Source organism: Mesorhizobium robiniae (assembly GCF_040545535.1).
GTDB classification, from domain to species: Bacteria; Pseudomonadota; Alphaproteobacteria; order Rhizobiales; family Rhizobiaceae; genus Mesorhizobium; species Mesorhizobium robiniae.
In genome coordinates, this window is record NZ_JBEPMC010000016.1 from 32471 (window position 1) to 58925 (window position 26455).

General features: G+C 62.9%; 25 protein-coding genes. 16 read left to right on the forward strand and 9 right to left on the reverse strand.

Annotated elements, in window-relative coordinates; genetic code table 11:
- The first annotated feature begins 129 nt into the window (after nt 1–129).
- The 8 genes from ABID19_RS30755 (at nt 130) to ABID19_RS30790 (ending at nt 8498) form a co-directional block, all read left to right on the forward strand.
- The gene (locus tag ABID19_RS30755) at nt 130–1623 is read left to right on the forward strand and encodes an FGGY-family carbohydrate kinase (RefSeq protein ID WP_354494340.1); all 1494 of its coding nucleotides are present in this window, start codon (nt 130–132) and stop codon (nt 1621–1623) included.
- Nucleotides 1624–1689: 66 nt separating this feature from the next.
- Nucleotides 1690–2436 carry a GntR family transcriptional regulator gene (locus tag ABID19_RS30760; RefSeq protein WP_354494341.1) on the forward strand — a complete coding sequence of 249 codons (747 nt, stop codon included), beginning with the start codon at nt 1690–1692 and terminating at the stop codon, nt 2434–2436.
- Nucleotides 2433–3170, forward strand: coding sequence for an SIS domain-containing protein (locus ABID19_RS30765; RefSeq protein ID WP_354494342.1), 738 nt, complete (start codon nt 2433–2435; stop codon nt 3168–3170). The genes ABID19_RS30760 and ABID19_RS30765 overlap by 4 nt, the downstream gene beginning before the upstream one ends.
- Nucleotides 3171–3234: 64 nt before the next feature.
- The gene (locus tag ABID19_RS30770) at nt 3235–4521 is read left to right on the forward strand and encodes an ABC transporter substrate-binding protein (protein ID WP_354494343.1); all 1287 of its coding nucleotides are present in this window, start codon (nt 3235–3237) and stop codon (nt 4519–4521) included.
- 21 nt (nt 4522–4542) lie between these two features.
- A complete protein-coding gene (locus ABID19_RS30775) occupies nt 4543–5415 on the forward strand; it encodes a carbohydrate ABC transporter permease (protein ID WP_354494344.1) in 873 nt (290 codons plus the stop codon).
- Entirely contained in the window at nt 5412–6239 is an 828-nt protein-coding gene (locus ABID19_RS30780) for a carbohydrate ABC transporter permease (protein WP_354494345.1), read from the forward strand. Before ABID19_RS30775 ends, ABID19_RS30780 begins: the two co-directional genes overlap by 4 nt.
- A gap of 16 nt (nt 6240–6255) precedes the next feature.
- Nucleotides 6256–7335, forward strand: a complete 1080-nt coding sequence (locus ABID19_RS30785; protein WP_354494346.1) for an ABC transporter ATP-binding protein — start codon at nt 6256–6258, stop codon at nt 7333–7335.
- 188 nt (nt 7336–7523) lie between these two features.
- Complete coding sequence (locus tag ABID19_RS30790) at nt 7524–8498, forward strand: phytanoyl-CoA dioxygenase family protein (RefSeq protein ID WP_354494347.1); 975 nt, start codon at nt 7524–7526, stop codon at nt 8496–8498.
- Nucleotides 8499–8552: 54 nt separating this feature from the next.
- Here ABID19_RS30790 and moaB read toward each other — a convergent pair whose 3' ends face one another.
- The 6 genes from moaB to ABID19_RS30820 form a co-directional block, all read right to left on the reverse strand.
- Complete coding sequence (gene moaB, locus ABID19_RS30795; RefSeq protein ID WP_354494348.1) at nt 8553–9110, reverse strand: molybdenum cofactor biosynthesis protein B; 558 nt, start codon at nt 9108–9110, stop codon at nt 8553–8555.
- 1 nt (nt 9111) lies between these two features.
- A complete protein-coding gene (locus ABID19_RS30800; protein WP_354494349.1) occupies nt 9112–9999 on the reverse strand; it encodes a 4-(cytidine 5'-diphospho)-2-C-methyl-D-erythritol kinase in 888 nt (295 codons plus the stop codon).
- A gap of 25 nt (nt 10000–10024) precedes the next feature.
- Nucleotides 10025–10210: a hypothetical protein gene (locus ABID19_RS30805; RefSeq protein ID WP_354494350.1), complete on the reverse strand. Its 186-nt coding sequence runs from the start codon at nt 10208–10210 to the stop codon at nt 10025–10027.
- A gap of 83 nt (nt 10211–10293) precedes the next feature.
- A complete protein-coding gene (locus tag ABID19_RS30810) occupies nt 10294–11160 on the reverse strand; it encodes a S49 family peptidase (RefSeq protein ID WP_354494351.1) in 867 nt (288 codons plus the stop codon).
- Between the two features lie 81 nt (nt 11161–11241).
- Nucleotides 11242–12042 carry a tRNA1(Val) (adenine(37)-N6)-methyltransferase gene (locus tag ABID19_RS30815; protein WP_354494352.1) on the reverse strand — a complete coding sequence of 267 codons (801 nt, stop codon included), beginning with the start codon at nt 12040–12042 and terminating at the stop codon, nt 11242–11244.
- Nucleotides 12042–12266: a putative signal transducing protein gene (locus tag ABID19_RS30820; RefSeq protein ID WP_126039616.1), complete on the reverse strand. Its 225-nt coding sequence runs from the start codon at nt 12264–12266 to the stop codon at nt 12042–12044. Before ABID19_RS30820 ends, ABID19_RS30815 begins: the two co-directional genes overlap by 1 nt.
- A gap of 161 nt (nt 12267–12427) precedes the next feature.
- Here ABID19_RS30820 and ABID19_RS30825 point away from each other — a divergent pair, with 161 nt between their 5' ends.
- Nucleotides 12428–13444 (forward strand): polyprenyl synthetase family protein, encoded by a 1017-nt coding sequence (locus ABID19_RS30825; RefSeq protein ID WP_352938025.1) that lies wholly within the window; start codon nt 12428–12430, stop codon nt 13442–13444.
- A 39-nt stretch (nt 13445–13483) separates the two neighbouring features.
- Here the strand turns inward: ABID19_RS30825 and ABID19_RS30830 are convergent, their stop codons facing one another.
- A complete protein-coding gene (locus ABID19_RS30830) occupies nt 13484–14917 on the reverse strand; it encodes an MFS transporter (protein ID WP_354494353.1) in 1434 nt (477 codons plus the stop codon).
- 103 nt (nt 14918–15020) lie between these two features.
- On the opposite strand from ABID19_RS30830, the gene ABID19_RS30835 reads away from it, so the two are divergent.
- A complete protein-coding gene (locus ABID19_RS30835) occupies nt 15021–15626 on the forward strand; it encodes a TetR/AcrR family transcriptional regulator (protein WP_354494354.1) in 606 nt (201 codons plus the stop codon).
- A 95-nt stretch (nt 15627–15721) separates the two neighbouring features.
- Here the strand turns inward: ABID19_RS30835 and ABID19_RS30840 are convergent, their stop codons facing one another.
- Nucleotides 15722–16855 carry a helix-turn-helix transcriptional regulator gene (locus ABID19_RS30840; RefSeq protein ID WP_354494355.1) on the reverse strand — a complete coding sequence of 378 codons (1134 nt, stop codon included), beginning with the start codon at nt 16853–16855 and terminating at the stop codon, nt 15722–15724.
- A 294-nt stretch (nt 16856–17149) separates the two neighbouring features.
- Here ABID19_RS30840 and ABID19_RS30845 point away from each other — a divergent pair, with 294 nt between their 5' ends.
- The 4 genes from ABID19_RS30845 (at nt 17150) to ABID19_RS30860 (ending at nt 23261) form a co-directional block, all read left to right on the forward strand.
- Nucleotides 17150–18925: a tetratricopeptide repeat protein gene (locus ABID19_RS30845; protein WP_354494356.1), complete on the forward strand. Its 1776-nt coding sequence runs from the start codon at nt 17150–17152 to the stop codon at nt 18923–18925.
- 90 nt (nt 18926–19015) lie between these two features.
- On the forward strand, nt 19016–19993 hold the full coding sequence (locus ABID19_RS30850; RefSeq protein ID WP_354494357.1) for a glycine--tRNA ligase subunit alpha: 978 nt from the start codon (nt 19016–19018) through the stop codon (nt 19991–19993).
- A gap of 401 nt (nt 19994–20394) precedes the next feature.
- Nucleotides 20395–22803 (forward strand): glycine--tRNA ligase subunit beta, encoded by a 2409-nt coding sequence (gene glyS / locus ABID19_RS30855; protein WP_354494358.1) that lies wholly within the window; start codon nt 20395–20397, stop codon nt 22801–22803.
- A gap of 110 nt (nt 22804–22913) precedes the next feature.
- On the forward strand, nt 22914–23261 hold the full coding sequence (locus tag ABID19_RS30860) for a hypothetical protein (protein WP_354494359.1): 348 nt from the start codon (nt 22914–22916) through the stop codon (nt 23259–23261).
- 71 nt (nt 23262–23332) lie between these two features.
- On the opposite strand, the gene ABID19_RS30865 is transcribed toward ABID19_RS30860, so the two are convergent.
- A complete protein-coding gene (locus ABID19_RS30865; protein ID WP_354494360.1) occupies nt 23333–23785 on the reverse strand; it encodes a hypothetical protein in 453 nt (150 codons plus the stop codon).
- Nucleotides 23786–23992: 207 nt separating this feature from the next.
- On the opposite strand from ABID19_RS30865, the gene ABID19_RS30870 reads away from it, so the two are divergent.
- Both ABID19_RS30870 and ABID19_RS30875 read left to right on the forward strand, forming a co-directional pair.
- A complete protein-coding gene (locus tag ABID19_RS30870) occupies nt 23993–24955 on the forward strand; it encodes an L-threonylcarbamoyladenylate synthase (protein WP_354494361.1) in 963 nt (320 codons plus the stop codon).
- 18 nt (nt 24956–24973) lie between these two features.
- Nucleotides 24974–26404, forward strand: coding sequence for an FAD-binding oxidoreductase (locus tag ABID19_RS30875; protein ID WP_354494362.1), 1431 nt, complete (start codon nt 24974–24976; stop codon nt 26402–26404).
- The last annotated feature ends 51 nt before the right edge of the window (nt 26405–26455 follow it).

Genomic DNA, 26455 nt, shown 5'->3' on the forward strand with positions numbered 1-26455 from the left:
ATCGGCGCCATCAGCGAAGCCCTTCGTGAAAATAAAAACAGGCACGCGCTGATGTCCGGTACGATTGAACCGCCACCAGGCGGCCGTGGATCAGCCTGCATTGCGTGCCGTCAGAGATAAGACCAATTCATGACCAGTTATTTCCTTGGCATCGACGCGGGCTCGTCCGTAACCAAAGTCGCGGTATTCGACGAGAAAGGCCAACAGCTCGGCATGGGATTTCGTCGCATCCGCCTGCAAAGACCGTATCCGGGCTGGTCGGAACTCGATCCCGCCCTGGCATGGAGCGCGGTGAGCGAGGCGATCCGCGCGGCTCTCGACAATGCCGGTATCGTGGGAAACGACGTTGCCGCCGTGGGCTTGTCGGCAGCCATGGTAGGGGCTTGGCTGGTCGATGACACCGGCAGTGCCTTGCGCCCCGGTATCATTTGGGAGGACAGCCGGTCGCAGGATTTGCTGGAACTGCGGGCGACCGACGTGCCGGATTTTTATCAAAAGATCTTCCAGTCGGATGGCTGCGTATTGCAGCAGGGCTGCACGTTGCCGCTCCTTGCTTGGCTGCGAGCACATGAGCCAGATGTGCTGGACAGGGCGGCCCATGTTTTCGGCTATAAGGATTTCCTGCGTCTGAAGCTGACCGGGCGGGTAGCCGCCGATCGAACGGAAGCTGCAGTGGCGCCAGGCAGCGCGCGGCAGCGCGACTACAGTCCCGAAATGCTTGCGCTGTTCGATGTCGCCGACCTGGCGCACAAGCTGCCAGCAGCAGCAGATTCCGAAACCATAGCCGGCTTCGTCACGGCCACGGCCGCAATTGCCACCGGCCTGAGGGAAGGCACGCCGGTGGCTATCGGCGCCGGCGATGTTCCGGCAACGGTCATTGGCGCCAGTGCGCTCGAGAGCGGGATGGCGATGGCGGTTCTCGGCACGACCTGCATGGTCGGCATCGTCTCGGATCGGCCCGTGTTCACGCCACCCAATCTAGGTCTGCTTTTTACCTTGCCCGGCGAGAACTGGTTCCGTGCGATGGTCAACGTGGCCGGCACGCTCAACCTTGACTGGGCTATCGAAACGCTGTTGCCCGACATAGCCGGGGAACCCGATCTCTACGCGCGGGTCGAGGCGATGATCGCCCCGCTGCCTGTCGGCAACGAGGGCGTGACTTATCTGCCATATCTCAGCGAGAGCGGCATCATTGCGCCAGTGGTCGACCATGAGGCGCGCGCCGGTTTTTACGGTCTCGCACCCCGGCACGGGCGGCCTCATATGATCCGGGCCGTCTATGAGGGCGTGACGCTGGCGATGCGCGATCTGTACCAAGGTCTGGAAGGCGCCCGCGGCGAAATCCTGCTGACCGGCGGCGGAGCGCGCAGCCTGATGTGGACCCAAATGATCGCCGACGCGCTCGGCGTCACCGTTCTCGTCCCGGCCGGGACGGAATTTGGCGCCAGGGGAGCAGCTCTCCTCGCGGCGACTGCCGTTGGGCGGTTCGGGTCGATCCGCGCAGCGTCGACTGCGACCCGGCAGATACAGCGCCGTCATGAGCCGGACGGTTCGATGAAGCCGGCCTGGGACCGCGCCTTCGCTAATTATTGCGCCCGCCGCGACAGCAGCTTGCGCAGATAGCCGGAAAAGCTCTACACAGTTGTTCCAGGTGGTACATACCACGAGAAATGCTGGTTCAACCTGTCCATGCCTTCGATCATCGCCGCAGACGACGTGCCGCTTTACCAACGCATCGCGAGTTCATTCGCGGCGCAGATCGCGTCCGGTGCGCTGAAGGTCGGCGAAAGACTGCCGTCGGAGCGGCAGATGGCCGAGGAACTCGGCGCGAGCCGAATGACAGCTCGCCAGGCGCTCAAGCTTCTCGAACGGCGCGGCTTGGTAGAGACGCGTACCGGTCGAGGCGCCTTTGTGGCCCATCCGCACATCGAACAGCAGCTCAGCACGCTGAGCGGTTTCACCGAGGAGATGCATCGCGGCGGCCGCATGGCTTCCAGCATCGTGCTGGATGCAGGCGTCGGCGCGGCGGATCGCGAAGCGGCGGCAGCACTCGGCATTGCCGAGCATGCGCCGGTCCATCGCCTCGTTCGCGTGCGTCTGGCGGATGCCGAGCCCGTTGGTCTCGAGCGCACCGAAATTCCGGCCATGCTGGCGCCGAAACTGCTGGAACGCGCGGATTTCAGCACGGATTCGCTCTATCGCGTGCTGCGCGAGGACTATGGCCTCTACCCGAGCGAAGCCGAGCAGAAGCTCTGGTCCGCGCATCCGGATGCAGCCAGTGCTGCGTCGCTTGGTATTTCGCTGCAGAGCCCGGTTCTCCTTCTCACCCGCCGCACGCTCGACGCGACGGGCCGTCCGATCGAATACGTGCGGGCGGTCTATCGCGGCGACTGCTTCGTGATGCGCGTTAATCTGACGCTCGGATTGGACAAATGACCAAAACGCCGACTGCTGCCGCTTATCTGGCCGACCTCACCACCCGCATCGGTCGTCTGTACGACGACAATGCCGAAGCGATCGCGCTCGCCGCCGCCGCCGTCGAGCGTACGGCCAAGGCTGACGGGCTGGTCTACGTTTTTGGCACCGGCCACAGCCATACCATGGCCGAAGAGGCACATTTCCGGGCCGGTGGGCTGGCGCTGACCGTGCCGATCCTCGCCGCCACGACCATGGTACATGAAGGTGCGGTCGCGGGCACCGTATTCGAGCGGATGTCGGGCATCGTCGCGCCCATATTCGCCCGCTATCCGATCGGCCCAAACGATGTGCTGATCGTCGTGTCCAACAGCGGCGTCAATACGGCCACCGTAGAGGCTGCGTTGATAGGCAAGACAATCGGAGCGACCGTTATCGCGATCACCTCGGAAGCCTATTCCAAGGCCGCTGCCCAAGGGCGGACGCGGCTCGCCGATGTCGCCGACATCGTCCTCGACAATGGTGCGCCTCCTGGCGACGCCACCGTCAACCTGCCGGGGAGCAAATTGCGTGCCGGCCCGGTATCAACCTCGATTGGGGCAGCGCTGATGAACGCCGTCTTCGTCGAAGCAGCTGCGCGTCTGCAGTCGGCTGGCGGCGCCGCACCCATTTATCTCAGCGCCAATATGCCGGGCGCCAAGGAGGTCAACGAGGCGCTGATTGAGCGCTATCGGCCGCGCAATCCGCATCTTTGAGAATTCCAGGACACAGGGATTCCGGGACTCAAGGGGAGCCTCGGAGCAACGGGAGGAAACGATGATGGGCCCTACGAGATTTCTGACGATCGCCGGCTTTGCCGCTACGCTTCTTGCCGGCACCGCCTATGCCGAGCCGGTAGACCTGACGCTCTGGCATATGGAGCAGCCGCCGCACCGCGTGCAGCGCATGAAGGAGCTGCTCGACGAATTCAACGCCGCTCATCCCGATATCCAGGTCAAGCAGGAGCCGCAAAGCTGGGGCGAGGTCTACGCCAAGGCGCCGGCGGCCTTCGCTGCCGGAAACGGCCCGGATCTTCTTTTTACCATTCCTGATTTCACGACAGTCCTGAAAGGCATCGATGTCGTCGTGCCGGTCGACGACCTGGTCAAGGACCTCGACGGCAAGCATGGCTTCGTCGAGGCCACGCTCGCGCCCTACAAATATGACGACCATGTCTGGGCCGTGCCGGCCTACAACATGGCGATCTCGCTATGGTACCGCAACAGCGTGCTGAAGGCGGCAGGCGTCGAGGTGCCGAAGACCTGGAGCGAGTGGCAGGCGGCCGCCGAGAAGCTCAGCACCGATGGCAAGTCCGGCATCGGTCTTCCGGCCAACAAGCAGCTCTATACGGACCAGACCGTCTATAGCTTCATGGTCAACAGCGGTGCGGGTGATCTCTACAACGACGATGGCTCGATCGCATTCGACAAGCCGGAAACCGTCAAAGCCTACGATTTCTACAGCAAGCTTGCCAAGTTTTCGCCAGCCGACAACAGCACGTGGACCTGGGGGGAGGCCGAGGCCTGCTTTGCAAACAGCAGCTGCGGCATGATCCTGCAATTCGGTGTCATCAACACCTACGAAACGCAGGCCGAAGGCGATGCCGCCGATCTCGGCGTGGCGCCTGTTCCCCATGCCGATGACCAGAGCGCGTCGGCGACCATCTCCTATTCGAACGCCATCATGCTGACGACAAAGGATGAGGCGAAGCAGAATGCCGCCAAGGTGTTTCTAACCTGGTTGCTTGAGCCTGCAAATTACGGTCGCTTCCTCACAATGGAGCCGGGCCTGTTCCTGCCGGTGACCAATGACGGCGCCAAGGCGGAATCGTTCTGGAGCGACAAGACCGTGACCAAATACAAGTCCCAGGTCGAAACCATGATCGCCAATTCGCAAACCGGCAAACTCTTCGGCTTCACCACCGGCAAGGTGTTTCCGTCGATCGGAGCGATCTCGGCTCAGAACGTGATCGCCGAGACCCTGCAGCGCGTTGTTGTCGACGGTCAGAGCGCTGCCGACGCGGTCAAGGCCGGGCAGGCGCGCATGTCCGAAATCGCCGCCAAATAGCGGGCAAGCCGGGGAACGCTCATGAAGAATACGACGCTCGCCTTTGCGTTCGTTTCGCCGGCGCTCCTCTTCCTGCTGGCGGTCCTCGGCTGGCCGCTCGTTCAAGCCGCCATCCTGAGCTTTCAGGATGTCGGCGTGATCGGTTCTGAAGGCCAGTTCATCGGCCTCGGCAATTATGCAACGATCCTCGGCGGCGCCGGCTTCTGGCGGGCGCTTGGCCGCAGTGTTGTCTGGGTGCTGTCCAACGCGGTGGTGCAGACTTTGCTGGCACTGGCAGCGGCGCTTATCCTCAATCAAAAATTTCCCGGCGTCCGGATCGCACGCACCTGGATAATCCTCACGTGGATTGTGCCGACCGTGGTGGTCGTCATCATCTGGCGCTGGCTGCTTTCCTCGTCTGGCGGCATGATCAACCCTCTTTTGATCCAGGCGGGCGTGATCGAGCGTCCGGTTGGCTTCTTCGCGACGCGCGAAGGCGCCATGACCACGCTGATCATGATTAATTCCTGGCGCTGGTTTCCGTTCACCACACTGATGATGCTGGCTGGCCTGACGCGAATCCCGGGCGATCTCTACGAGGCGGCGCGGATCGATGGCGCTGGCACGTTTCAGCGTTTCAAGCGCATCACCTGGCCGTTGCTGCAACCGACGCTGATGGTGCTCGGCGTCGTCGGCACGCTTCTGTCCTTCAACGTCTTCGACGTGATCTGGCTGCTCACCGCGGGTGGCCCGTCCGGCGCAACCCAGACGTTGCCGGTGCTCATCTATGAAACCGCCTTCAAGGGCTATCGTTTGAGCGAAGCTGCGACGATTTCCGTTCTCACCAGCATCCTCCTGATGGGATTCGCCTTTTTGACGACGCGTGCCATGACGGCGGCGGAGGCGGATCGATGAGGCGTACTTTCGGCCAGTCGCTTTCGCTCTATGGCGGCGTTCTGGTCCTTGCTCTTGCAATCGGTCTGCCGTTCTGGTGGGTGTTGACCGGCTCCATCAAACTGCCGAAGGAAATCATCCAGCGTGTGCCCACGATGGTGCCGCACAGCTTTACCCTTCAACATTTCGAAAAGCTCCTGCAGGCCTCGGATTTTCCGATTTATCTGTTCAACAGCATGGTTGTGGCGCTGTTTTCGACGGCCTTCACGGTGTTGCTGGCCTTGCCTGCCGCCTATGCCTTTTTTCGCATGGAGTTCCCGGGCCGCAACGCGCTCTACAAGACGATCCTGCTCGCTTACGCCTTCCCCGGCGTGGTGGTGCTGATCCCGCTCTACGGCCTGTTCGCGAAGGTCGGGCTGATCGACAGCCCGGTGGCGCTGGTTATCGTCAACGTCGCCTTCGCGTTGCCGTTCTCGATCTGGATGATGCGTTCGTTCCTGGCGACCGTTCCGCGCGAGATCGAGGAGGCGGCGGTCGTCGATGGAGCACCCACCACCACCATCCTGGTCAGGATCCTGATGCCGCTGATTGCGCCGGGCATCGCCAGCGTCGCTATCTTCGCGTTCATCTCGTCCTGGACGGAGTTCCTGTTCGCCTCGGTATTGATCGTCTCGGATGCCAGGCGCACCATTCCGGTCGGCTTTGCCGGCATTATCGGCCAGTATCAGATCGACTGGGGGCTGCTGCTTGCCGGTGCCACGGCAGCCATCATTCCGGTCGTCGCACTCTTTGCCCTTGTCGGCCGCTGGTTCGTCTCGGGCCTCACCGACGGCGCCGTAAAATAGGCTCGAGGGACGAACTATGGCGGGTCTATCACTTCAGTCGGTCAAGAAGCGCTTTGGCGAAACGGAGGTCATCGGCGGTGTCGATCTTGACGTCGCCGATGGTGAATTCGTCGTCTTTGTCGGCCCCTCCGGCTGCGGCAAGTCAACGCTTCTGCGCATGATCGCCGGGCTGGAAAGAACCTCGGACGGGCGTATCCTGATCGGCGGGCGCGACGTCACCGAGGAGGATCCAGCCAAGCGCGGGATCGCCATGGTGTTCCAGACCTATGCGCTCTATCCGCACATGACTGTGGCCACCAATATGGGATTTCCGTTGGAGATGGCCAGGCGCCCCAAGGAGGAGATCGACCGCAAGGTGGCGGAGGCGGCGAAGATACTGCATCTGGAGGCCTATCTCGGGCGTAAACCACGCGAGCTTTCCGGCGGCCAGCGCCAACGCGTTGCCATCGGCCGCGCGATCGTACGCCAGCCGGGCGTCTTCCTGTTCGATGAGCCGCTATCGAACCTCGACGCCGAACTGCGTGTGCAGATGCGCATCGAGATCGCCCGGCTGCATCAGGAACTCGGCACGACCATGATCTACGTCACACACGACCAAATCGAGGCAATGACGCTGGCCAGCCGTATCGTCGTGCTGCGGGCCGGTCGCATCGAGCAGGTCGGCGCCCCGCTGGAGCTTTATGAGGACCCGGACAACAGTTTCGTGGCAGGTTTCATCGGCTCGCCACGCATGAATTTCGTCCCGGCTTCGGTCACGGCTGTCGAAGACGGAAGAGCTGTGGTCGCAGCGCCGGAGGCCGGCCTCGCCGGCATGGCCATCACCGCGCGCGGCGCGCCGCCGAAACCGGGCACATCCGTCAGCCTCGGCATTCGTCCGGAGCATTTCGTGCCCGCCAAAGGCGCGACGGGAGCGCTTTCTGGCAAGATCTCCCTTGTCGAGCGCCTGGGCGGCGTCACCTACGGCCATGCTTTGCTCGCTAGCGGCTCGATGATCACAGTTGAAAGCCGCGAAGCGGATCGTTTCGAAATCGGCAAGACGGAAATCTTCGGATTCCAGCGTGCATTTTTGTTCGGCACCGACGGCATTCGATTGTAAAATGTCGGCTCTGATGAGTTGATGGGCGAGCATCATCTCCCCAGAGAAATTATCGGCCTCTCTTTTATTGTGCATTGCACAAAATCTGCCCTGAGGTTACCACTGATGCGGGCAGATGGGTTTGGGTAACGCTGGAGCGGTGGGCGACCGACGCTTCGTCGACGCTGCGCTCATTGCTGAGGATCCCGATGACCCTTTCAGGCCCTGACAAATCCGGTGCTGCAAGCCTCGAGTCGATCGCCCGGAACGGCAGCCTGCTGCGCCGCATTGCCGTGCGGATTCCGACCTATCTGTCGGACCTTCGCGAGAATCCGGCATGGCTGCCGATGTTCATGCTGGCGCGCACCATGCCAGCGCGGCGGTTGCATTGGCGTGGCGCCAAACCGGTTCGACCGGCACAAAAAGCCGAGGAAACGATGTTCACCGGCGTCGATCGTGATGCGGCGGTCGGCGCGCTCCGCTCGGACGGCCTCTTTTCAGGGCTTGCCCTGCCGTCGTCGATCCACGAGGAGATCGCCAGCTTTGCGCAACGCACGCCTTGCTTCGGCAATTTCGACCGTCGGCTGGAGTTCCTGCCGGCCGAGCACGCGGAGGCCGAGAAGCACTTCGGTCGCCCATTGCTCAGCGGGCACTTTTTCGAGCGGATCCTCGACTGTAATGCCGCGCTTACCGTACAGCGCGATCCGCTGCTTCTCGACATCGCCGCCCATTATCTCGGCAGCCAGGCGAAGCTGATCACCACGCGCGTCTGGTGGAGCTTTCCGACCAGTTCCGTCTCCGATGCCGAGAAGAACCTGGCGTCGCTCGGCAAATACCACTTCGATCTCGACGATTGGCGGATGCTGAAGTTCTTCTTCTATCTCAATCCGGTCGATGCCGACACCGGTCCGCATGTCTATGTCAGGGGCAGCCACAATCGCCGCATCCTCAAGCATCAGATCACGCTTCTTGTCGGCCATCCTGCGGAAGAGGTTCTGAACGTCTACGGTGCGCAGAGCCCGATCACGCTGACCGGCGAGGCGGGTTCGGGCTTTGTCGAGGATCCGTTCGGCTTCCACATGGGTACTGTGCCGACGCGCAACCCGCGGCTGATGATGGAAGTCGGCTTCGGCGTTTCGCCGCCCTCGCGCCGGCGGTTCCACGGCGAGCCGGTCATCCGCTGATTTTTTTGGTCTCTTTTTTGGGAAGTCCCGAAACAGCCTTTCCCGAAACCTGGCCTAACTTGTCTTGGTGCCGCCGCGCCGCAGATGCTCGTCCAGGCGCGGCATGATCTCGACGAAGTTGCAGGGCATGTGCCGGTAATCGAGCTGCGGCTTCAAAATGCCGTCCCAGGCGTCCTTGCAGGCGCCGGGCGACCCGGGCAGCACGAAGACGAAGGTCGCATTGACGACGCCGCCGGTCGCCCGGCTCTGGATCGTCGAGGTGCCGATCTTGTCGTAGGAAATGCGGTGGAACACTTCGGAAAACCCGTCCATGCGCTTTTCGAAGATCGGCTCCAGCGCCTCCGGCGTCACGTCGCGGCCGGTGAAACCGGTGCCGCCGGTGGTGATGACGACATCGATCGCTTCGTCCTTCGACCAGCCAAGAACCTTGTCTCGGATTTTCTCGCGGTCGTCAGTGACGATGTCGCGGGCGGCCAGGATATGACCAGCCTCCACGATGCGGTCGGCCAACGTCTGGCCGGATTTGTCGTCGGCGAGGCTGCGCGTATCGGAAACGGTCAGCACCGCGATGCGCACGGGAATGAAGGAGCGGCTCTCGTCAATCCTGGCCATATCAGTCAGCCTCCGATGTCATGCTTCGCGTCGCAGCGACGAACCAGTCGGGATGGCGGCTACGAATATCGACGGCGGCGCGCTTGGCCACATTCCCGGTCTCGAACAGCCCGAAGCAGGTCGCGCCGGAGCCGGACATCCGGGCGAAGCCCGCTCCGGCCTTGTTGAGCACTGAAAGCGCCTTGCCGATGGCGGGTTGGATCGCCCGCGCCGCGGGCTCGAGATCGTTGCGCGTGATCTCCAGCCAATTGCGGATGCTATGGAAGTCGAGGCTGGGCGGCAGCGGCGGCAGCCCCTCATTGTCGCGACCGGAGAGCGTATTGAACACCTCGGCCGTGGAGACGGCAGTGCCGGGGTTGACGAGAACCAGCCCGAGTGCCGGAAAGCCGGAAACGGTCGACAACTCGTCACCGATGCCGCGCGCGATCAGCGGCTTTGCCGTGAGGCACATCGGAACGTCGGCGCCCAGCGGGAGGGCGACGCGCGCCAGTTCGGCTTCGTCGAGGTCCAGCCCCCACGTCTCAGCCAGCCCGCGCAGCACCGTTGCGGCGTCGCTCGACCCGCCGCCGACGCCAGATGCGACCGGCAGGTTCTTTTCGAGCCTGATGGCGACCGGCGGCGTGTGCTGCAGACCAGCCTGCTCTCGCAGCGCGTCGCGCGCCTTTACGACCAGATTGCTGTCGTCGAGCGGGACCACGGAGGCGTATCGGCCCGACACGGAAAAACCGTCGCTGTCGGCGAGCTCGATCTCGACCCTGTCGCCGAAGCGCGTGAACACCGCCAAGCTCTCGATCGTGTGATAGCCGTCGGCGCGCCTGCCGGTGACGTGCAGTGCGAGATTAATCTTGGCATGTGCATGCAGCGCCCGGACGGTGATGCCGGCATCCACTGTGTCAGTCGCGAGCGGGATGATGTCAGTCCTTGGCCAGACGGTATTCGCCGGTCCTCGGATCCTTGACCAGCGTGCCCATTGAGCCGTTGGTAGCCTGCTTTTCGGTGCGCCGTATCTTGGCCGTCACGCGCTCGGCCTCCCTGACGAAGGAGCGGTAGCCGAAATAGGCAACGGCGCCGATGAGGGCAAAGAAAATGATCTGCGGCATATCAAAACTCCTCCCCCGCGAGGCCGGCATAGAAATCCGGTCGGGTCGTTTGACGCTTCATGCTAGACGGTTTCACCGGTTTTTCAAAGCCCGAAGCGAGCCCATAGCGCGCGCTCTTCCGCCGCATCGATCACGCCGCTTGCGGCAGCAGCGGCGATATCGGGCGCCGAAAAGCCCTTCATGCTTGAACCAAACCAGCCGAACCGGCCGAACAGGCCGCGCGGCGCCGTGATCAGCTTGAGTTGGGTTCTTGGCCCGAAACGGGTCTTCAGCACACTGCGCATATCGCCGAGCGCATCGACAAGGCCGAGTTCCAGCCCCTTCTTGCCGGTCCAGAACAGACCGGTGAACAGGTCCGGGTCGTCCTTGAGCTTGGGCCCGCGCCGGTCCTTGACGAGATCGATGAAGGTCTCGTGGACATCGAGCTGCAGCGCCTTCAGCCGCTCGACGTCTTCCTTCTTCTCGGGCTTGAACGGATCGAGCACCGCTTTGTTCTGGCCGGCGGTATGGACGCGGCGCTCGACCCCGATCTTTTTCATCAGCTCGGGAAAGCCAAACGAGGCCGACACCACGCCGATCGAACCGACGATGGAGGACGGATCGGCAAAGATCTCGTCGCCGGCGACCGCGATCATATAGCCGCCCGACGCTGCCACGTCCTCGACGAAAACCAGAACCTTTTTGTTCTTCTCGGTCGCCAGGTCGCGGATGCGTCTGAAGATCAGCCGCGATTGCACCGGCGAGCCGCCCGGCGAATTGATCGAAATGGCGACTGCGGGCGCTTCGAAGGAAAACGCCTTCTCGATAGGGCCGGCGGTGGACGCAAGCGAAAGGCTTGGCCGGAATTGGCCGCCGCCGGGCATGATGGTGCCGTGCAGCCGGATGACGGGAATGGTGACGATGTCGGAGCGCCAGGATTTCGGCAGCAGGCGGTTGAGAAGGCGTTTCACGGGATCTCCGGTCAATTGGTCTGAAGGCATGTAGGGATTCGCCGGCCAACGGCAATGCCGCGGCGACGGCAGATAAAAAAGTCAGTCGGCGAACAGGGAAGCCAGTCCGTTGTTGATCATCTCGGTCCGCTCCGAAGGGCCATTGCCCGATTGCGCATGCAGCATCAGCGGCGGGCGGATAGACAGCTTTCCGCGCGCGCCCAGTATTGCCCTGATGACGATACGGATCGCCGCTGCGTCCGGGCGAGGGTGGACTGCCAGCATCTCGGCGTCGCCGAAGCGGCCTGACATCGCATCGAGGATGGCGCCGAGCTGATCGGGCCTGGCAATCACGGCAAGGCCGCCGCGCGGCCTGGCCACAGCAGCCGCACTTCGGATCCAGCTGTCGAACAGCCCGTCCTCCATGACATGCGCCGCCTTTTTGAGCGGGTCGGGCGTGGCGCGATCCTCGGCCGCGTTGAAGGGCGGGTTCATGATGACGAAATCGAAGGAGTTGTCGGCAAGCCCGGCGGCGGTTCGCGCCTGGCCCGATAGCGCGACGTCGGCGGCGAGCACCGAGGCGCGGTCATTGAGATGCGCATTGCCGGGGTGGGCAAGCGTCGTCGCTGCGTAGGCAGCCATTTCCGCAGACTTTTCGACGAGCACGGCCGTCGCATCAGGACAGCGCGACAGCACGGCCAGGCCCGCAGCGCCAGCACCCGCCCCGAAATCGGCTAGGCGGCCAGTGAAGGAGGACGGCACGGCAGCAGCCAGCATCATGGCGTCCATGCCGGCGCGATGGCCGGCCTGTTTCGGCTGAACCAGCCAGAACCGCCCGCGATGGAAGGCATCGACCGTATGGGCCGGCGTGTCCTGGACGAGCGTGGCGCGCGCCGCGGACATTATTTCTGGCGGATCTCGTTGGCGATGCCGGCATCCGTCAGGATGCGCCGCGCCGCATCGGCCTGATCGGCGTCGACCATGATGCGCCGCGGCAGGATGCCGATCGAACCGTCGAGCACGCTCATGTTCTGGTCGGCGACGAAACAGCCGATGCCGGCATCGCGCATCAGCGATTCGACAAAGGAGATGATGACGGCATCGTTGGTGCGGATAAGCTCTATCATGGGGGGAAGTTCGCAGGTTGCAGCGTTCATGTAAATGTGGGTGGCCTGCCTTGCCAGTCTCGACCGCGCCAATTCGCCTCTTGCCGTGCCCGTGGGTACCGCCCTAGAGTCCTCTCAGGGACCAGCATGCCGTCGTGCATATTGAGGTTGGGAGTTTTGTCGTGGGTGTCGTTCTCAACATTGAAAACGGGAAGCGGGAAGCTGCCTCCATCAAGGATCTCATCGACCTGACGGCGGCCGATATGGGGCGCGTCAACAAACTGATCCTGTCGAAGGCCGGTTCCGACGTCGAGATGATCCCGGAAATCGCCAACCACCTGATTTCTTCGGGCGGCAAGCGGCTGCGGCCGATGCTGACCCTCGCCTCAGCGCAGATGTTCGGCTATTCCGGCGAAGGCCATGTCAAGCTCGCCACATCGGTTGAGTTCATGCACACGGCCACGCTCCTCCACGACGACGTCGTCGACGAGAGCGGCATGCGGCGCGGCAAGAAAACCGCCCGCATGATCTGGGGCAATCAGGCGAGCGTGCTGGTCGGCGATTTCCTGCTCGGCCAGGCTTTCCGCATGATGGTCGATGTCGGCTCGCTGGAAGCGCTCGATATCCTGTCCAGCGCCGCCTCGATCATCGCCGAGGGCGAGGTGATGCAGCTCGCCGCCGCCAAGAACCTCGAAACCACGGAGGATGAGCATTTCGCGGTAATCAAGGCCAAAACCGCGGCGCTGTTTTCGGCCGCCGCCGAGGTCGGCCCGGTCATCGCCCAGGCGACGCGAAACGATCGCGCGGCGCTGCGCTCCTATGGCATGAATCTCGGCCTTGCCTTCCAGCTGATCGACGATGCGCTGGATTATGGCGGCACCAGCAAGGATCTGGGCAAGAATGTCGGCGACGATTTCCGCGAAGGCAAGGTGACGCTGCCGGTGATCCTCGCCTACCGCCGCGGCACCAAGGCCGAACGCACCTTCTGGAAGCGCGCCATCGAGGACAATGTCACCGACGACGCCGGGCTTGAAAAGGCGATCGGATTGATGACCCGCCACGGCGCCATTACCGACACCATTGGGCGCGCCGGCCATTTCGGCGAGATCGCCCGCGACGCGCTGGCGCCGCTCGAAGCGACGCCGCAGAAATCGGCGCTGATCGACGTCATCGATTTTTGCATCAGCCGGGTTAGCTGAGGGACATCGCCGATATCTGGCCGGCACGGCGCCCGCTCGTCATTTTGGTTTCCCCGGAAGAACCATCGCGGCGAGCAGGCTGACGACGATGCCTGCCGCAGCGAGCCAGAAGGCGACCTGGATGCCGTCGGCAACAGCGATCTTCAAGGCATCACCGGTCAATCCGCCGACATGGCGGTTAGCGATTGCGATCAGCACCGCCATGCCGATCGCATTGCCGACATTGAGCATGGTGGAGGCCATCCCCGACGCGACACCTTGTTCGTCATGGGAAACACCCGAGGCGGCAGCGATCCACATGGCAGTCCAGACAATGCCTTGTCCGACGCCGGAGATGATCAGGCCGGGTACGAGGGACAGATAGCTGCTGTCGGTGTTTGCGCCTGATACCATCAAGGCCGTTCCGATCGCGCCGATGACCATGCCGCCGACCAGCGTGGCGCGTGTCGAAAAACGTGTTGCCAGACGTTCGCCGACCTGCGTGCCGGCCGCGATGGCGATGGATGGCACGAGGAACGCAAGGCCGGCCTGCAAGGCGGTGAAGCCATGCACGTTCTGCAGCAGTACGGTGAGGAAGTAGGGTAGGGCACCGAAAGTCCCCATGAAGAGGAAGGTGATCGTCATGCCGGCGACGAGGCTGCGGTTGTGGAACAGGCGCAGCGGCATCAGCGGGTCGGCGCTCTTCGCCTCTATCACCGCGAAGGTGATCAGGAAGAATGCCGCCAGTGCGGCGCTGACGATGATCGCGGTCGACCCCCAGCCATATTCGGGGCCCTGAACCAGCGTGAAGACGAGCAGGGTCGCGCCGGCGGTGACGGTCAGCGCGCCCGGCAGATCGAAGCTGCGGTGTTCGTGCCGCTTGCTGTCACGCGGAATGATGGCGAACGCCGCAATGATGGCGACCCCGGCCAAGAGCACGTTGACATAGAAGACCGAGGGCCAGCCGAAGGCGCCGGTGAGAAGGCCTCCCGCCAGCGAGCCGAGCGTCAGGCCACTCGCTCCGGCGCCGCCCCAGACCGCAAGTGCCCGGTTGCGTTCCGGCCCTTCGGCAAACAGGCGGTTGATCAGCGACAGCGTCGCCGGGAACAGGAACGCGGCGCCGATACCTTGCACCGCACGAGCCGCGATGATCATTTCCGGCGACCAGGCGAGGCCGCCGACCAAAGACGAAAGCGCATAGAGCCAGAGCGCGAAGATGAAGACGCGGCGCTGGCCGATCAGGTCGGCGGCCCGGCCGCCGAACAGCAGGAAGCCGCCGGTGAACACCGTGTAGGCGCTGACCACCCATTGCAGGGTCTGGCCCGAAAAGCCCAACCCCGCGCCGATTTCCGGCAAAGCCACGAAGACGATATTAAGGTCGAGTGCGATGATGAGCTGCGCAAAGGCAAGCAATGCCAGCGTGGCGCCGCGCTTGGCGCCGATCCCTCCTACTGCCGCAGCGCCGAACGGCGCACCCTGATCGAGTGAACTCATGTCAATCTCCATATCAATGATTCTTTATCGATCGACAAAGAATTGAATTTGCAATCCTATGTCAAGTGGATTATTTGTTGATCGATAAAAAATGGAGGTTGCGATGGCGGGAAGGCCAAGGGAGTTCGATCGCGATCAGGCGCTGGAGAAGGCCCGCGACGCCTTCTGGACGCGCGGCTACGAGGGTACCTCGATGGCCGATCTGGTGTCGGTGCTTGGTCTGGCGTCGCCGCGCATCTATGCCGCCTTCGGCTCGAAGGAGAACCTGTTTCGGGAAGCTGTCGTTCTCTACGAAACCAAGGAAGGAAGCTTCGCCACCCGCGCGCTTGCCGAGGAGCCAACCGCTCGGCGGTTTGTCGAGCGGCTGCTGCGTGATGCCATCGAAATCTACACGAGGCCGGATCTGCCGCGGGGCTGCATGGTCGTCACGGCCGCGACCAACTGCGCCGCCGAGAACGATGGCGTGCTTTATTGGCTGGCCAAGCGCCGCCTGGCGCGCAATGCACTGATTGTCGAGCGCCTGAGAAAGGGCGTTCGCGACGGAGAGCTCAAACCGGACACTGACCCGGAGGCCCTGGGCGATTACTACACCACGGTTCTGTTTGGTCTCTCGGTACAGGCGCGCGACGGTGTGCCTAAAAAGCGGCTGCACGATCTGGTCACCGTGGCGATGCAGTCGCTGGACGCAAGCCTTGTCGAGGGGGGCTGAGCTTCATCGAGCGTGGCGCGGAAATCAGCGCGGAATTTCCCCAGCAGATCAGCAGATCCTCATCAAGCATCGTCGAAACTGGGTGGTTGTCGAAATCATGAAAACGACCGCGCGCTCGTCAGCAGCGCCACGAGTTGGCTCTGACGGCTGGTTCCGGTTTTCCGGAAGATTCGCTCGAGATAGGTTCGGGCCGACTTGACGGCGATGCCGATTTCGGTGGCCGCTTCGTGCACCGAACGGCCGGCGGCAAGCGCGGCGGCGAGCCGGGCCTCGGCCGGCGTCAGGTCGAACAGGCCCGAGAAGATATGGGGCGACGGAACAGTCGCGCAGAGGCTGACCTCGGTTGCCGAAACGAGAATATCCGCACCCGAAAAGATATCATGTGCGGCGCGGCGCAACGGCAGCAGGTGGACGATCAGCGCCGGCCGCCCCTTCGTTCCCGCGACCGGGATGGACCGCACGCTGTGGTTATCCCGGTTCTGCACAATGGCCTGTTGGAAAAGCGCGTTTGCCAAAGCATCGGCAAGCGCCATGCCGCCATCGGCTGTGGGAAGGAAGACGTCGGCCATGTCTTCGAGGAGCAGATTCGCCGTCAGCATGCGGCCCGACCCGCTCATGATTGCGGCCGGCAACCTGATTTCCCCGAGAATAGACACTGCGGTCCTGGCCCGTTCCAGACCCAGGCGCCCAGCGATAAGGCTGGCTCTTGCGAGGTGGGGCCGCAGTCCGTTCAGCAGATCGATCGCGGCCTGATCGTAGAGCCCGTCCTTCAGCCAGCGCTGGAAGACAAACAGGGCAAGCTCTCCGCCAGCCATTGGAACGGATGTGCATACATGCGACCCAACGCCAAATGCCGTCGCACTTTTACGGACGGGATCGCGCTCGATCTCCTCGTCGGTCATGAAATCGTCGACCCGTACAAAGCTTTCGGGCTGCGCGCTGCACATGCGCTGCACGCTTTCGGAAAACTTCCAGGTGTCCCCCGCCATGAACTCGTCGAGCAGGGGCTGGACATGCGCTTCGGTGATGGCGCGGACCGGCGCGTGATCGCTGAAGACAAAGACTGCGCCACTTGCCGAGCGGGAGATCGCGCTTACCGCTCCCAATACGTCCGGCCACAGCTCGGCGGCGAACGCTGCTTCGTAGATCAGATCGACAATGGCTAAGGCCTGCTCATCCCGCGGCATTTCCAGCATCGGCATTTTCCTGGTCGAAGCAACGGCATCCATCGGCACGGCTCCATGCATTCCGCTGCGGAAACTCTCGATCCTCGTCGCTTACGGATGGCTTACGGCATCGGGTGCCGGGACTGCAGCAGGGCAAGCCGGCAAGTCCTGCAGGCGGAAAACCGGTCGACGGTCGGGGTCAGGCGCTCTGTTAACGTGGTTTGTTAAGCGCATGACCCGATTGTGAATTCGCGCCGGGTTGAAGCGTGACCCCAAAAAGGCCATGCTTTGCCTGGAAAAGATCGAGTCTACGGCGATCCCGCTGACGCGGGCATAGCTTTGACTGAAAGGGATACGATGCGGCAAGGATGTGCGCGCTGGCTGACAGGGCTGGCAATTGTGACAGGCATGGCGATCTCCGGTCTGCCAGCCCAAGCCAAAGAGACCACCGAGCCAGTCAAGATCACATCCTTCTCGGGAGCCTATCTCGCCGCGCGGGTCGCCGAGGGCGACAACGATCTCGACAGCGCCATCACCTATTACAAGCAGGCGCTCGCCTTCGCTCCTGGTGATACCTCGTTGCAGCAAAGCCTGATGCTGTCGCTGATCGCGCAAGGGCGCTTCGAAGAATCCCTGGTCTATGCCGACAAGCTCAAGGCGGTCCCAGACGTCGAGCGGTTTTCGCGCCTGGCGCTGGCCGTCGGTTCCTTTCACAAGAAGGACTTCACCAAGGCCGAATACTGGCTCAAGCTTTCGCTCGAATCCGATCTCGACCGGCTGATCTCCGGCGTCATGACCGGCTGGGCCAAGCAGGGCGCCGGCGACGCCAGCGAGGCCATGGCCTCCATCGATAAGCTGCAGGGTCCGGACTGGTTCGGCCTGTTCAAATCCTTCCATCGCGCGCTGATTGCGGATGCGTCGGGCCTGCCCGAAAAGGCGGATGCAATCTACGCCGCGACGCTGCAGGACACCGCGACCGGTAGTGCGGCGCCCGAAACATGGATGCGCAATGCGCAGGCCTACGCCTCCTTCCTCGCCCGCAAGGGCGACAAGGACAAGGCGCTGTCCGTGCTCGATCAGGCCGAGGCGTTTGCATCCGGCAAGGTGGAAATATCGGCGCTTCGCGACAAGATCACCAAGGGCGAGAAGATCGAACCCTTCGTCGCCGGCCCGTCCGACGGCGCCTCGGAAATTCTGCTCGATCTCGCCACCGCGCTCAATCGCGGCGGCGGCGAGCCGTTCGTCCGCCTTTATCTGCAATATGCCCTGGCACTGAAGCCCGACAGCGACGCAGCTCTTGTCCAGCTCGCTGCCGTTTCCGAGCAATTGAAGGACGGCGAGGGCGCCATCGCCTTCTATCGCCGCATCCCGGCCAGTTCGCCGCTGAAGGAGCTTTCGGAACTGCAGCTCGGCCTCAACCTTGCCGATCTCGATCGTCATGATGAGGCCATTGCCCATCTGAAGGCCCTCGTCGAAGCGCATCCCGACGACATGCGCGCCTATCAGGCGCTCGGTGGCGTCTATGGCTCGAAGGAGGATTTCCGCTCTGCTGCCGATCTCTACGACAAGGCGGTGGCGGCGCTGAAGACCCCGACCCGCGCCGACTGGAACATTTTCTACCAGCGCGGCATTGCCTATGAGCGGCTGAAGGAGTGGCCAAAGGCAGAGCCGAATTTCCGCAAGGCGCTGGAATTGTTCCCCGACCAGCCGCAGGTTCTGAACTATCTCGGCTATTCCTGGGTGGACATGAACATCAACCTTAGGGAAGGCCTTGAGATGATCCAGAAGGCCGTCGATCTCAGGCCGAGCGACGGCTACATCGTCGATTCGCTGGGCTGGGCCTATTTCCGGCTGGGCAGGTTTGATGACGCCGTGCGCGAAATGGAACGCGCCGTTTCGTTGAAGCCGGAAGATCCGGTGCTGAATGATCATCTCGGCGACGCCTATTGGCGGGTCGGTCGCAGGCTGGAAGCCACCTTCCAGTGGAACCAGGCCCGCGATCTCAAGCCGGATCCCGACGTGCTCGCTGCCTTGCAGCAGAAGCTGCTGAAGGGCCTGCCGCCGATCGAATCCAACACGGCGCAGGAAACCCCGAAGGTCAAGCCCGAGCCGGTGCCTGCGCCGAAGGGCTGACCCTTCTTTCCTTCTCCTCCAAGGGGAGAAGGAACCACCTTCAGAGGCCTGATCCTCTGCCTTGACGCTTGCTGGCCAAGCATCTAGGAGATGCCCGCATCCCGCCGCTCCGTCGAGGCCGCCGTGACCGTTGACATCCCAGCCCATATGCATCCCAGCCGCTCGTTCCAGGGGCTGATCCTGACCTTGCATAATTACTGGGCGGATTATGGCTGCGTCGTTCTCCAGCCCTATGACATGGAAGTCGGCGCCGGCACGTTCCATCCGGCGACGACACTGCGCGCGCTGGGGCCGAAGCGCTGGAATGCGGCCTATGTGCAGCCCTCGCGCCGGCCCAAGGACGGACGCTATGGTGAGAACCCGAACCGCCTGCAGCACTATTACCAATATCAGGTGATCCTGAAGCCGAACCCGCCCAATCTGCAGGAGCTCTATCTCGGCTCGCTGGCGGCTATCGGCGTCGATCCGCTTCTTCATGACATCCGCTTCGTCGAGGACGACTGGGAAAGCCCGACGCTCGGCGCCTGGGGGCTGGGCTGGGAGTGCTGGTGCGATGGCATGGAAGTGTCGCAGTTCACCTATTTCCAGCAGGTCTGCGGCATCGAATGCGCGCCTGTGGCTGGCGAGCTCACCTACGGGCTGGAGCGGCTGGCCATGTATGTGCAAGGCGTCGACAATGTCTACGACCTCAACTTCAACGGTCGCGAGGGCGCCGACAAGGTGACCTATGGCGACGTCTTCCTGCAGGCCGAGCAGGAATATTCGCGCCACAATTTCGAATTCGCCAACACGGCGATGCTGCTTCGGCATTTCGAGGACGCCGAAGCCGAGTGCAAGGCGTTGCTCGATGCCGGCGCGCCAGCTTCGAACGACAATCTGGTGATGCACCGGATGGTGTTCCCCGCCTACGACCAGTGCATCAAGGCCAGTCACGTCTTCAACCTGCTCGACGCGCGTGGTGTGATTTCCGTCACCGAGCGGCAGAGCTACATCCTGCGGGTGCGCAATCTGGCGAAAGCCTGCGGTGAGGCGTTTTTGATGACGCAGGCCGGCGGGCTGGCAGCTTAGCTCCAAAGGCCGTTGGCGATTTCGACTGAAGCGCTGCTTGGCAGCACGCCTTGGCTGCTGGAGCCAGCCATCGTCCGCAGCGCTTGTCTGACGCCGGGCATCGCGAACGTGCCATGAGCCTGCGCCGCGAAACAGGCGCCGAGCGCGAGGATCTGGAGAAATGTCGATGCCGTCTTCATGGTCGTTCAGCCAATAGTTCTCTGTCTGAGCGTGGGTCGCTTCAGCGCTGCGTTCGATTCAGGGAAATCTTTGACCCAAGGACGAGCGGGCGCGCTCCAACCCGACAGACAGCGAGTATTTTTGGAGATCGTTGGTAGATGCGCCGATTGCATGGGGAAGGGTGACAGCGGCCAGCCGAGTTGCTATGCCCGCCCGACCGTTCTCCCGCATGAGCTGACCCTATGCCCGACCTGCTCCTAGAACTTCGCTCCGAGGAAATCCCTGCCCGCATGCAGCGCAAGGCGGCGGGCGACTTGAAGAAGATGATGACGGACGGTTTGGTCGAGGCCGGGCTGACCTATGAGGCGGCGCGCGAATATTGGACCCCGCGCCGGTTGGCGCTCGACATTCGCGGCGTGACCGCCCGCTCGAAGGACATTAGCGAGGAGATCAAGGGGCCGTCGACCAAGGCTCCCGAACAGGCGGTCCAGGGTTTTCTGCGAAAAGCCGGTCTTTCCTCGATCGCCGAGGCGCATATCCATGCCGATCCGAAGAAGGGCGACTTCTATGTCGCCCATATCTCCAAGCCGGGTAGGGCGGCGGAAGAAATCATCGCCGAGCTGGTGCCGGGCATCATCCGCGGCTTTCCATGGCCGAAATCGATGCGCTGGGGGCCGGCCTCGGCGAAACCCGGATCGTTGCGCTGGGTGCGGCCGCTGCAATCCATCCTCTGCACCTTCGGCCCCGAGACCGAGGAGCCGGTGGTGGTCGATTTCGAGATCGATGGCATCGATTCGGGCAATGTCACCTACGGTCATCGTTTTCATGCGCCGGGCGCGATCGCCGTACGCCGTTTCGACGACTATGCCGCCAAGCTGGAGGCGGCGAAGGTCGTGCTCGATGCTGACCGGCGCAAGCAGATCATCCTGGCGGACGCGAGGAATCTCGCTTTCGCCAACGGGCTCGATCTGGTCGAGGACGAGGGCCTGCTCGAGGAAGTGTCAGGCCTGGTCGAATGGCCTGTCGTGTTGATGGGCGAATTCGAGCAGGACTTTCTCGCCATTCCGGCCGAGGTGATCCGGCTAACCATTCGCGCCAACCAGAAGTGTTTTGTCACGCGGCCGCAGGGCGTCCGTGAAGAGCTTTCCAACCGCTTCATCCTGACCGCCAACATCGAGGCCAAGGACGGCGGCAAGGAGATCGCCTACGGCAACGGCAAGGTGGTGCGCGCCCGGCTGTCCGACGCGCTCTATTTCTGGAATACCGACCAGGGCGACCTGCCCGACCTCGACCAGTTGCAGGCATCGGCGGAAAAGTTCGGGCTCGATCTCAAAAAGCCGCTCGACCAGCGCATGGCCCGCCTCGACCATCTCGGCGTGACGTTCCATGCCAAGCTCGGCACCCAGGGCGAGCGGGTGGAGCGAATCAAGCGGCTGGCTGGCGAGATCGCTGACATATTGTCGAAGCAGCCGAATTTTTTCGATGGCAAGCTTCTGTCCGCCGACGATCTGAACGTCGAGCAGAAATATCTCCGCGGGCGCGCCGAGCGTGCTGCCGTTCTGGCCAAGGCCGATCTCACCACCGAGGTGGTCGGCGAGTTCCCGGAATTGCAGGGCGCCATGGGCCGCAAATACGCGCTGCTGCAGGGCGAAGATCCGTCCGTTGCCGCCGCAATTGAGGAGCACTACAAGCCGCAAGGCCCCTCGGACCGCGTGCCGACCGATGCGGTCTCGATTGCCGTGGCGCTGGCCGATAAGCTCGATACGCTTGTTGGCTTCTGGGCGATCGATGAGAAACCGACAGGGAGCAAAGACCCGTATGCGCTGAGGAGGGCGGCGCTGGGGGTGATCAGGATTTTGATTGAGAACAAAACTCGATTGAGCATCGTTAATGTCGCAGAAATTCATGTCCCCTCGATCCATCAGTCCACGAAGAACGTTCTCCGAGGAATGAGGGAATTCAGCGGTAAACAGGTTGGCGCTGAAGTGCTCGACCTCCTCGACTTCTTCCACGACCGTCTGAAGGTCTACCTCCGCGACCAGGGCGCAAGGCACGATCTGATCGACGCGGTGTTGGCGGCAGGTTCGCGCCCAATCTCCCCCCTTGTGGGGGAGATGTCGGCGAAGCCGACAGAGGGGGGCGCTGTCCCGCCAGCGTCTCATTCTGTCACGCCCCCCTCTGCCCTGCCGGGCATCTCCCCCACAAGGGGGGAGATTGGCCAATCGCAATCCGACGACCTGCTTCAAATCGTCCGCCGGGTCGAGGCGCTTGGCTCGTTCCTCGACACCGAGGACGGCAAGAACCTGCTTGCCGGCACCAAGCGCGCGGCCAATATCCTCGCCGCCGAGGAGAAGAAGAAAACAACGGTCGCCGACCGCGTCGAGCCGGCTCTATTCCGGGAAGATGCCGAGAAAGCGCTGTTCGCGGCAGTGAATCAGGCCGAGAGAGAAGCCGGCCAAGCGATTCACAATGAAGACTTTTCCGCCGCCATGCTGGCGCTTAGCGCGTTGCGTGAACCTGTTGATTCATTCTTTGAACGCGTTCTCGTGAATGATGAGGACCAGGCTGTTCGTGCCAACCGCCTCGCACTGTTGGCACGCGTCCGGGCAGCGACCGACCAGGTTGCGGATTTCTCGAAAATCGCCGGCTGAGGCTTGGGAAATATTTCTTTCCAATAGCCGATTCGAGCCGGCTTACAGTCATATGACGATGATCTCCGGGTGCCACAAGGAGCATGTTCCCCAACCCCACGGAGGCTTCCATGAATTCCGCTCGCGACATCGAAGTGACAGAAGAAACGCCCGCCGAGACGCTTGAGTCTGCTTCCGAAACAACCCTCGATCACGCCGCCGCTGCTACGGTCGAAGCTGCCGATCTGTCGGACGAGGACAGTGAGGACGAAAGCGAAGCGACGGCCGAGGAAGGCGCTGAAGACGACAAAGCCGCCACCCTCTCGGATGACGATGAGGAAGACGAAGAAGATGATGACGATGACGATGACGAGGAAGACGACGGCGACAGCGTGAAGGCCGAGGCGCCAGACGCTGACGAAGATGACGCTGACGAAGAGGACGCCTCCGACGACGAGGACGAAGAGGTCGCGGCCTGAGGTTTTTTCAGGCGACGGAATTTACTCAGCGGACCAGGACGGCGCGCGAGCGTCGTCCTGGTCTCCAGCGGCTATCTAGCCTGGTCGATCTCGGGAATGGGCGTCGGCTGCGGCATTGCGGGTTCAGGCGAGCTGTTCGTTCCTGTTATCTTTTCGTCGGATCTGCTGCCCGCCCCAGATGCTGCGGCAGCGGTGGTCGCAGCAGGTGCGGCGCTGGGAGCCGGCGTTGCGAAGGCGTTGCCGACGATGCCGCCACGAATGATCATCGGGCTTTGCATGGAATCATGCTTGGGCTGGCTCGGGATCGCAGCAACTTTTTCATAGGTGATATCGGGCACTGGTTCACCGAGCGCCACGATCGATGGGGTGGAGGAGCTCTCAGCCACCTTCACCGGTTCAGGCGCGCCAAGCTTGACGACGGACGGCGTCGAGGATGGTGCACCTGGCACAATGAAGGACGAAGCCTGTGCTCCGCCCGCCGCCAGAGTGAGACCAAGCGCTCCCAGGATACGCACCCAGACCATGATAGTTCCCCTTGCCCAACAGGCCGGCACCATACCGTCGGGGAATTGATGCGGGCTTGCGAGGAAAGATGGCATTTTAGCGATTGGTAATCCGCCAACCGCCGGACTTGCCTCGTGCCGGGCTTGCCCCGAGAACGTCACCGTACTACGCACCCACATCTGTGAGGTCCCGCATCTGTAAGGTCCCGCATCTGTAAGGTGATGACAGTGGCTGAGATACTTGCCGCCAGCGAGGCGATGGAGCGGGCGCTGGCGCTGCTCGAAGGCGGCGATGTCGTCGCCATTCCGACCGAAACCGTCTATGGGCTGGCCGGCGACGCCACCAGTGGGGTCGGCGTGGCGCGCATCTTCGAGGCCAAGGGCCGGCCGCGCTTCAACCCGCTGATCGCCCACGTTGCCGATCTGCCGATGGCCGAGCGCATCGCACTGTTCGATCCGCTGTCGAAAAGACTTGCGCAGGCATTCTGGCCGGGACCACTGACGCTGGTGCTGCCGCAGCGGCCGGGCAACGGCATCCATCCACTGGTCACTGCCGGGTTGGACACGATCGCGCTGCGCATGCCGAAAGGCTTCGGCGGCGAGCTGATCGCCAGGCTCGGACGCCCGCTTGCGGCGCCCAGCGCCAATTCTTCAGGAAGGATCAGCGCCACGACGGCCCAAGCGGTGGCGGCCGATCTCGGCGCAAAAATCAAGCTGGTGGTCGATGGCGGCGCAACGTCCGTGGGGCTCGAATCGACGATCGTCAAGGTCGAGGGCGGAAAGCTGCGACTGCTGCGGCCAGGCGGCATTGCCGCCGAGGAGATCGAAGCGGCTGCCGGCATGGCGCTGCTGCGCGGTGCGACAGGCATTGAGGCTCCGGGCATGCTGGCCTCGCATTACGCGCCGGGTGCTGCGGTGCGGGTCAACGCCGCAAAAGTCGCAAAGGGCGAAGCCTTGCTGGCGTTCGGCGGCCGCCGTGCCGAAGGCTGGCAAAGCGCTGCCGCTTTTCGCAACCTGTCCGAGACCGGCGACCTGCGCGAGGCCGCAGCCAACCTCTTTGCCCACATGCAGGATCTCGATCGCAGCGGCGCCGGGACAATCGCTGTCGAGCCGATCCCGTTCGACGGGCTGGGCGAGGCGATCAACGATAGGCTTTCGCGCGCCGCCGCCCCTCGTGACAAGATCGATTGAGCACCATAGTTTCCATCCATGAACGACATATCCAGCGATATCGACCCCGCCCTCATTGATCGCTTTGCGGCCATTGTCGGCGACAAATATGCGCTTCGCGACCAGCAGGACATCGCGCCTTACCTGACGGAGAGGCGCGGCCTTTGGCATGGCCGGACGGCGCTGGTGCTGCGGCCCGGCAGCGTCGACGAGGTCAGCCGCATCATGCGGCTGGCGACCGAGACGGCAACGCCGATCGTGCCGCAAAGCGGCAATACCGGGCTGGTCGGCGCGCAGGTGCCTGACATGTCCGGGCGCGAGATCGTGCTGTCGCTATCGCGGCTGAACCGCATCCGCGAGATCGATGTCCTGTCCAACACGGTGACTGTCGAGGCCGGGGTCATCCTGCAGACGCTACAGGAGGCGGCAGATGCGGCCGACCGGCTGTTTCCGCTGTCGCTTGCCGCGCAAGGCTCCTGCCAGATCGGCGGCAATCTCTCTTCCAATGCCGGCGGCACCGGCGTGCTTGCCTATGGCAATGCGCGTGAGCTCTGCCTCGGGGTCGAGGTCGTGCTGCCGACGGGCGAGGTGTTCGACGATTTGCGCAAGCTGAAGAAGGACAACACCGGTTACGATCTGAAGAACCTGTTCGTCGGCGCCGAGGGTACGCTCGGCATCATCACCGCTGCAGTGCTCAAGCTTTTCCCCAAGCCCAAAGGGCGCGAGGTGGCGTTTGCCGGCCTGTCCTCGCCCGAGGCGGCGCTGTCCCTGTTAAGCCTGGCGATGGACCGTGCCGGGGCCGCGCTCACTGCTTTCGAGCTGATCGGACAGAGGCCCTACGACTTCACGCTTCTGCACGCGCCAGGGGTCGTGCGGCCGCTGGTCGGGGATTGGCCATGGTATGTGCTGATGCAGATCTCGTCGGGGCGCTCGTCGGAGGATGCGAGAGCCTTGATCGAGGAGGTGCTGTCGGAAGGCCTCGAACAGGAAATCGTCGGCGACGCGGTGATCGCGGCAAGTCTCGCCCAGGGCGACGCCTTCTGGAATTTCCGCGAGGTGCTGCCCGAGGCCCAGAAGCCGGAGGGCGCCTCGATCAAGCATGATATCTCGGTGCCGGTGGCCTCGATCCCGTCATTCATCGAAAAGGCGGCGGGCGCGGTGCAATCGGTCAGCCCGGGTGCGCGCGAGGTCTGTTTCGGCCACATGGGGGACGGCAATCTCCACTATAATATTTCCCGGCCGGTCGGCGGCGATGACGACGCGTTTCTCGGGCTCTATCACGCCATGAATAAGGCCGTGCACGATGTCGTGCGCAGCTTCCACGGCTCGATCTCGGCAGAACACGGCATCGGCCAGCTGAAGCGGGATGAATTGATCGCGACGGCGCCGCCGATGGCGATCGATCTGATGCGCAGGGTGAAGACGGCCTTCGATCCCGCCGGCATCATGAATCCCGGTAAGGTTATCTGATCCTTTCGATATCCTGTGCCTGGTCGTATTCCGATAACCATCCCTCTGAGA

Excerpts from the sequence above, each read along its gene's own strand:
- ABID19_RS30755 (WP_354494340.1), top strand. The coding sequence starts at position 130 with ATGACCAGTTATTTCCTTGGCATCGACGCGGGCTCGTCCGTAACCAAA.
- ABID19_RS30760 (WP_354494341.1), top strand. The coding sequence starts at position 1,690 with ATGCCTTCGATCATCGCCGCAGACGACGTGCCGCTTTACCAACGCATC.
- ABID19_RS30765 (WP_354494342.1), top strand. The coding sequence starts at position 2,433 with ATGACCAAAACGCCGACTGCTGCCGCTTATCTGGCCGACCTCACCACC.
- ABID19_RS30770 (WP_354494343.1), top strand. The coding sequence starts at position 3,235 with ATGGGCCCTACGAGATTTCTGACGATCGCCGGCTTTGCCGCTACGCTT.
- ABID19_RS30775 (WP_354494344.1), top strand. The coding sequence starts at position 4,543 with ATGAAGAATACGACGCTCGCCTTTGCGTTCGTTTCGCCGGCGCTCCTC.
- ABID19_RS30780 (WP_354494345.1), top strand. The coding sequence starts at position 5,412 with ATGAGGCGTACTTTCGGCCAGTCGCTTTCGCTCTATGGCGGCGTTCTG.
- ABID19_RS30785 (WP_354494346.1), top strand. The coding sequence starts at position 6,256 with ATGGCGGGTCTATCACTTCAGTCGGTCAAGAAGCGCTTTGGCGAAACG.
- ABID19_RS30790 (WP_354494347.1), top strand. The coding sequence starts at position 7,524 with ATGACCCTTTCAGGCCCTGACAAATCCGGTGCTGCAAGCCTCGAGTCG.
- moaB (WP_354494348.1), bottom strand. The coding sequence starts at position 9,110 with ATGGCCAGGATTGACGAGAGCCGCTCCTTCATTCCCGTGCGCATCGCG.
- ABID19_RS30805 (WP_354494350.1), bottom strand. The coding sequence starts at position 10,210 with ATGCCGCAGATCATTTTCTTTGCCCTCATCGGCGCCGTTGCCTATTTC.
- ABID19_RS30815 (WP_354494352.1), bottom strand. The coding sequence starts at position 12,042 with ATGTCCGCGGCGCGCGCCACGCTCGTCCAGGACACGCCGGCCCATACG.
- ABID19_RS30820 (WP_126039616.1), bottom strand. The coding sequence starts at position 12,266 with ATGATAGAGCTTATCCGCACCAACGATGCCGTCATCATCTCCTTTGTC.
- ABID19_RS30830 (WP_354494353.1), bottom strand. The coding sequence starts at position 14,917 with ATGAGTTCACTCGATCAGGGTGCGCCGTTCGGCGCTGCGGCAGTAGGA.
- ABID19_RS30835 (WP_354494354.1), top strand. The coding sequence starts at position 15,021 with ATGGCGGGAAGGCCAAGGGAGTTCGATCGCGATCAGGCGCTGGAGAAG.
- ABID19_RS30840 (WP_354494355.1), bottom strand. The coding sequence starts at position 16,855 with ATGGATGCCGTTGCTTCGACCAGGAAAATGCCGATGCTGGAAATGCCG.
- ABID19_RS30845 (WP_354494356.1), top strand. The coding sequence starts at position 17,150 with ATGCGGCAAGGATGTGCGCGCTGGCTGACAGGGCTGGCAATTGTGACA.
- ABID19_RS30850 (WP_354494357.1), top strand. The coding sequence starts at position 19,016 with ATGCCCGCATCCCGCCGCTCCGTCGAGGCCGCCGTGACCGTTGACATC.
- glyS (WP_354494358.1), top strand. The coding sequence starts at position 20,395 with ATGCCCGACCTGCTCCTAGAACTTCGCTCCGAGGAAATCCCTGCCCGC.
- ABID19_RS30860 (WP_354494359.1), top strand. The coding sequence starts at position 22,914 with ATGAATTCCGCTCGCGACATCGAAGTGACAGAAGAAACGCCCGCCGAG.
- ABID19_RS30865 (WP_354494360.1), bottom strand. The coding sequence starts at position 23,785 with ATGGTCTGGGTGCGTATCCTGGGAGCGCTTGGTCTCACTCTGGCGGCG.
- ABID19_RS30875 (WP_354494362.1), top strand. The coding sequence starts at position 24,974 with ATGAACGACATATCCAGCGATATCGACCCCGCCCTCATTGATCGCTTT.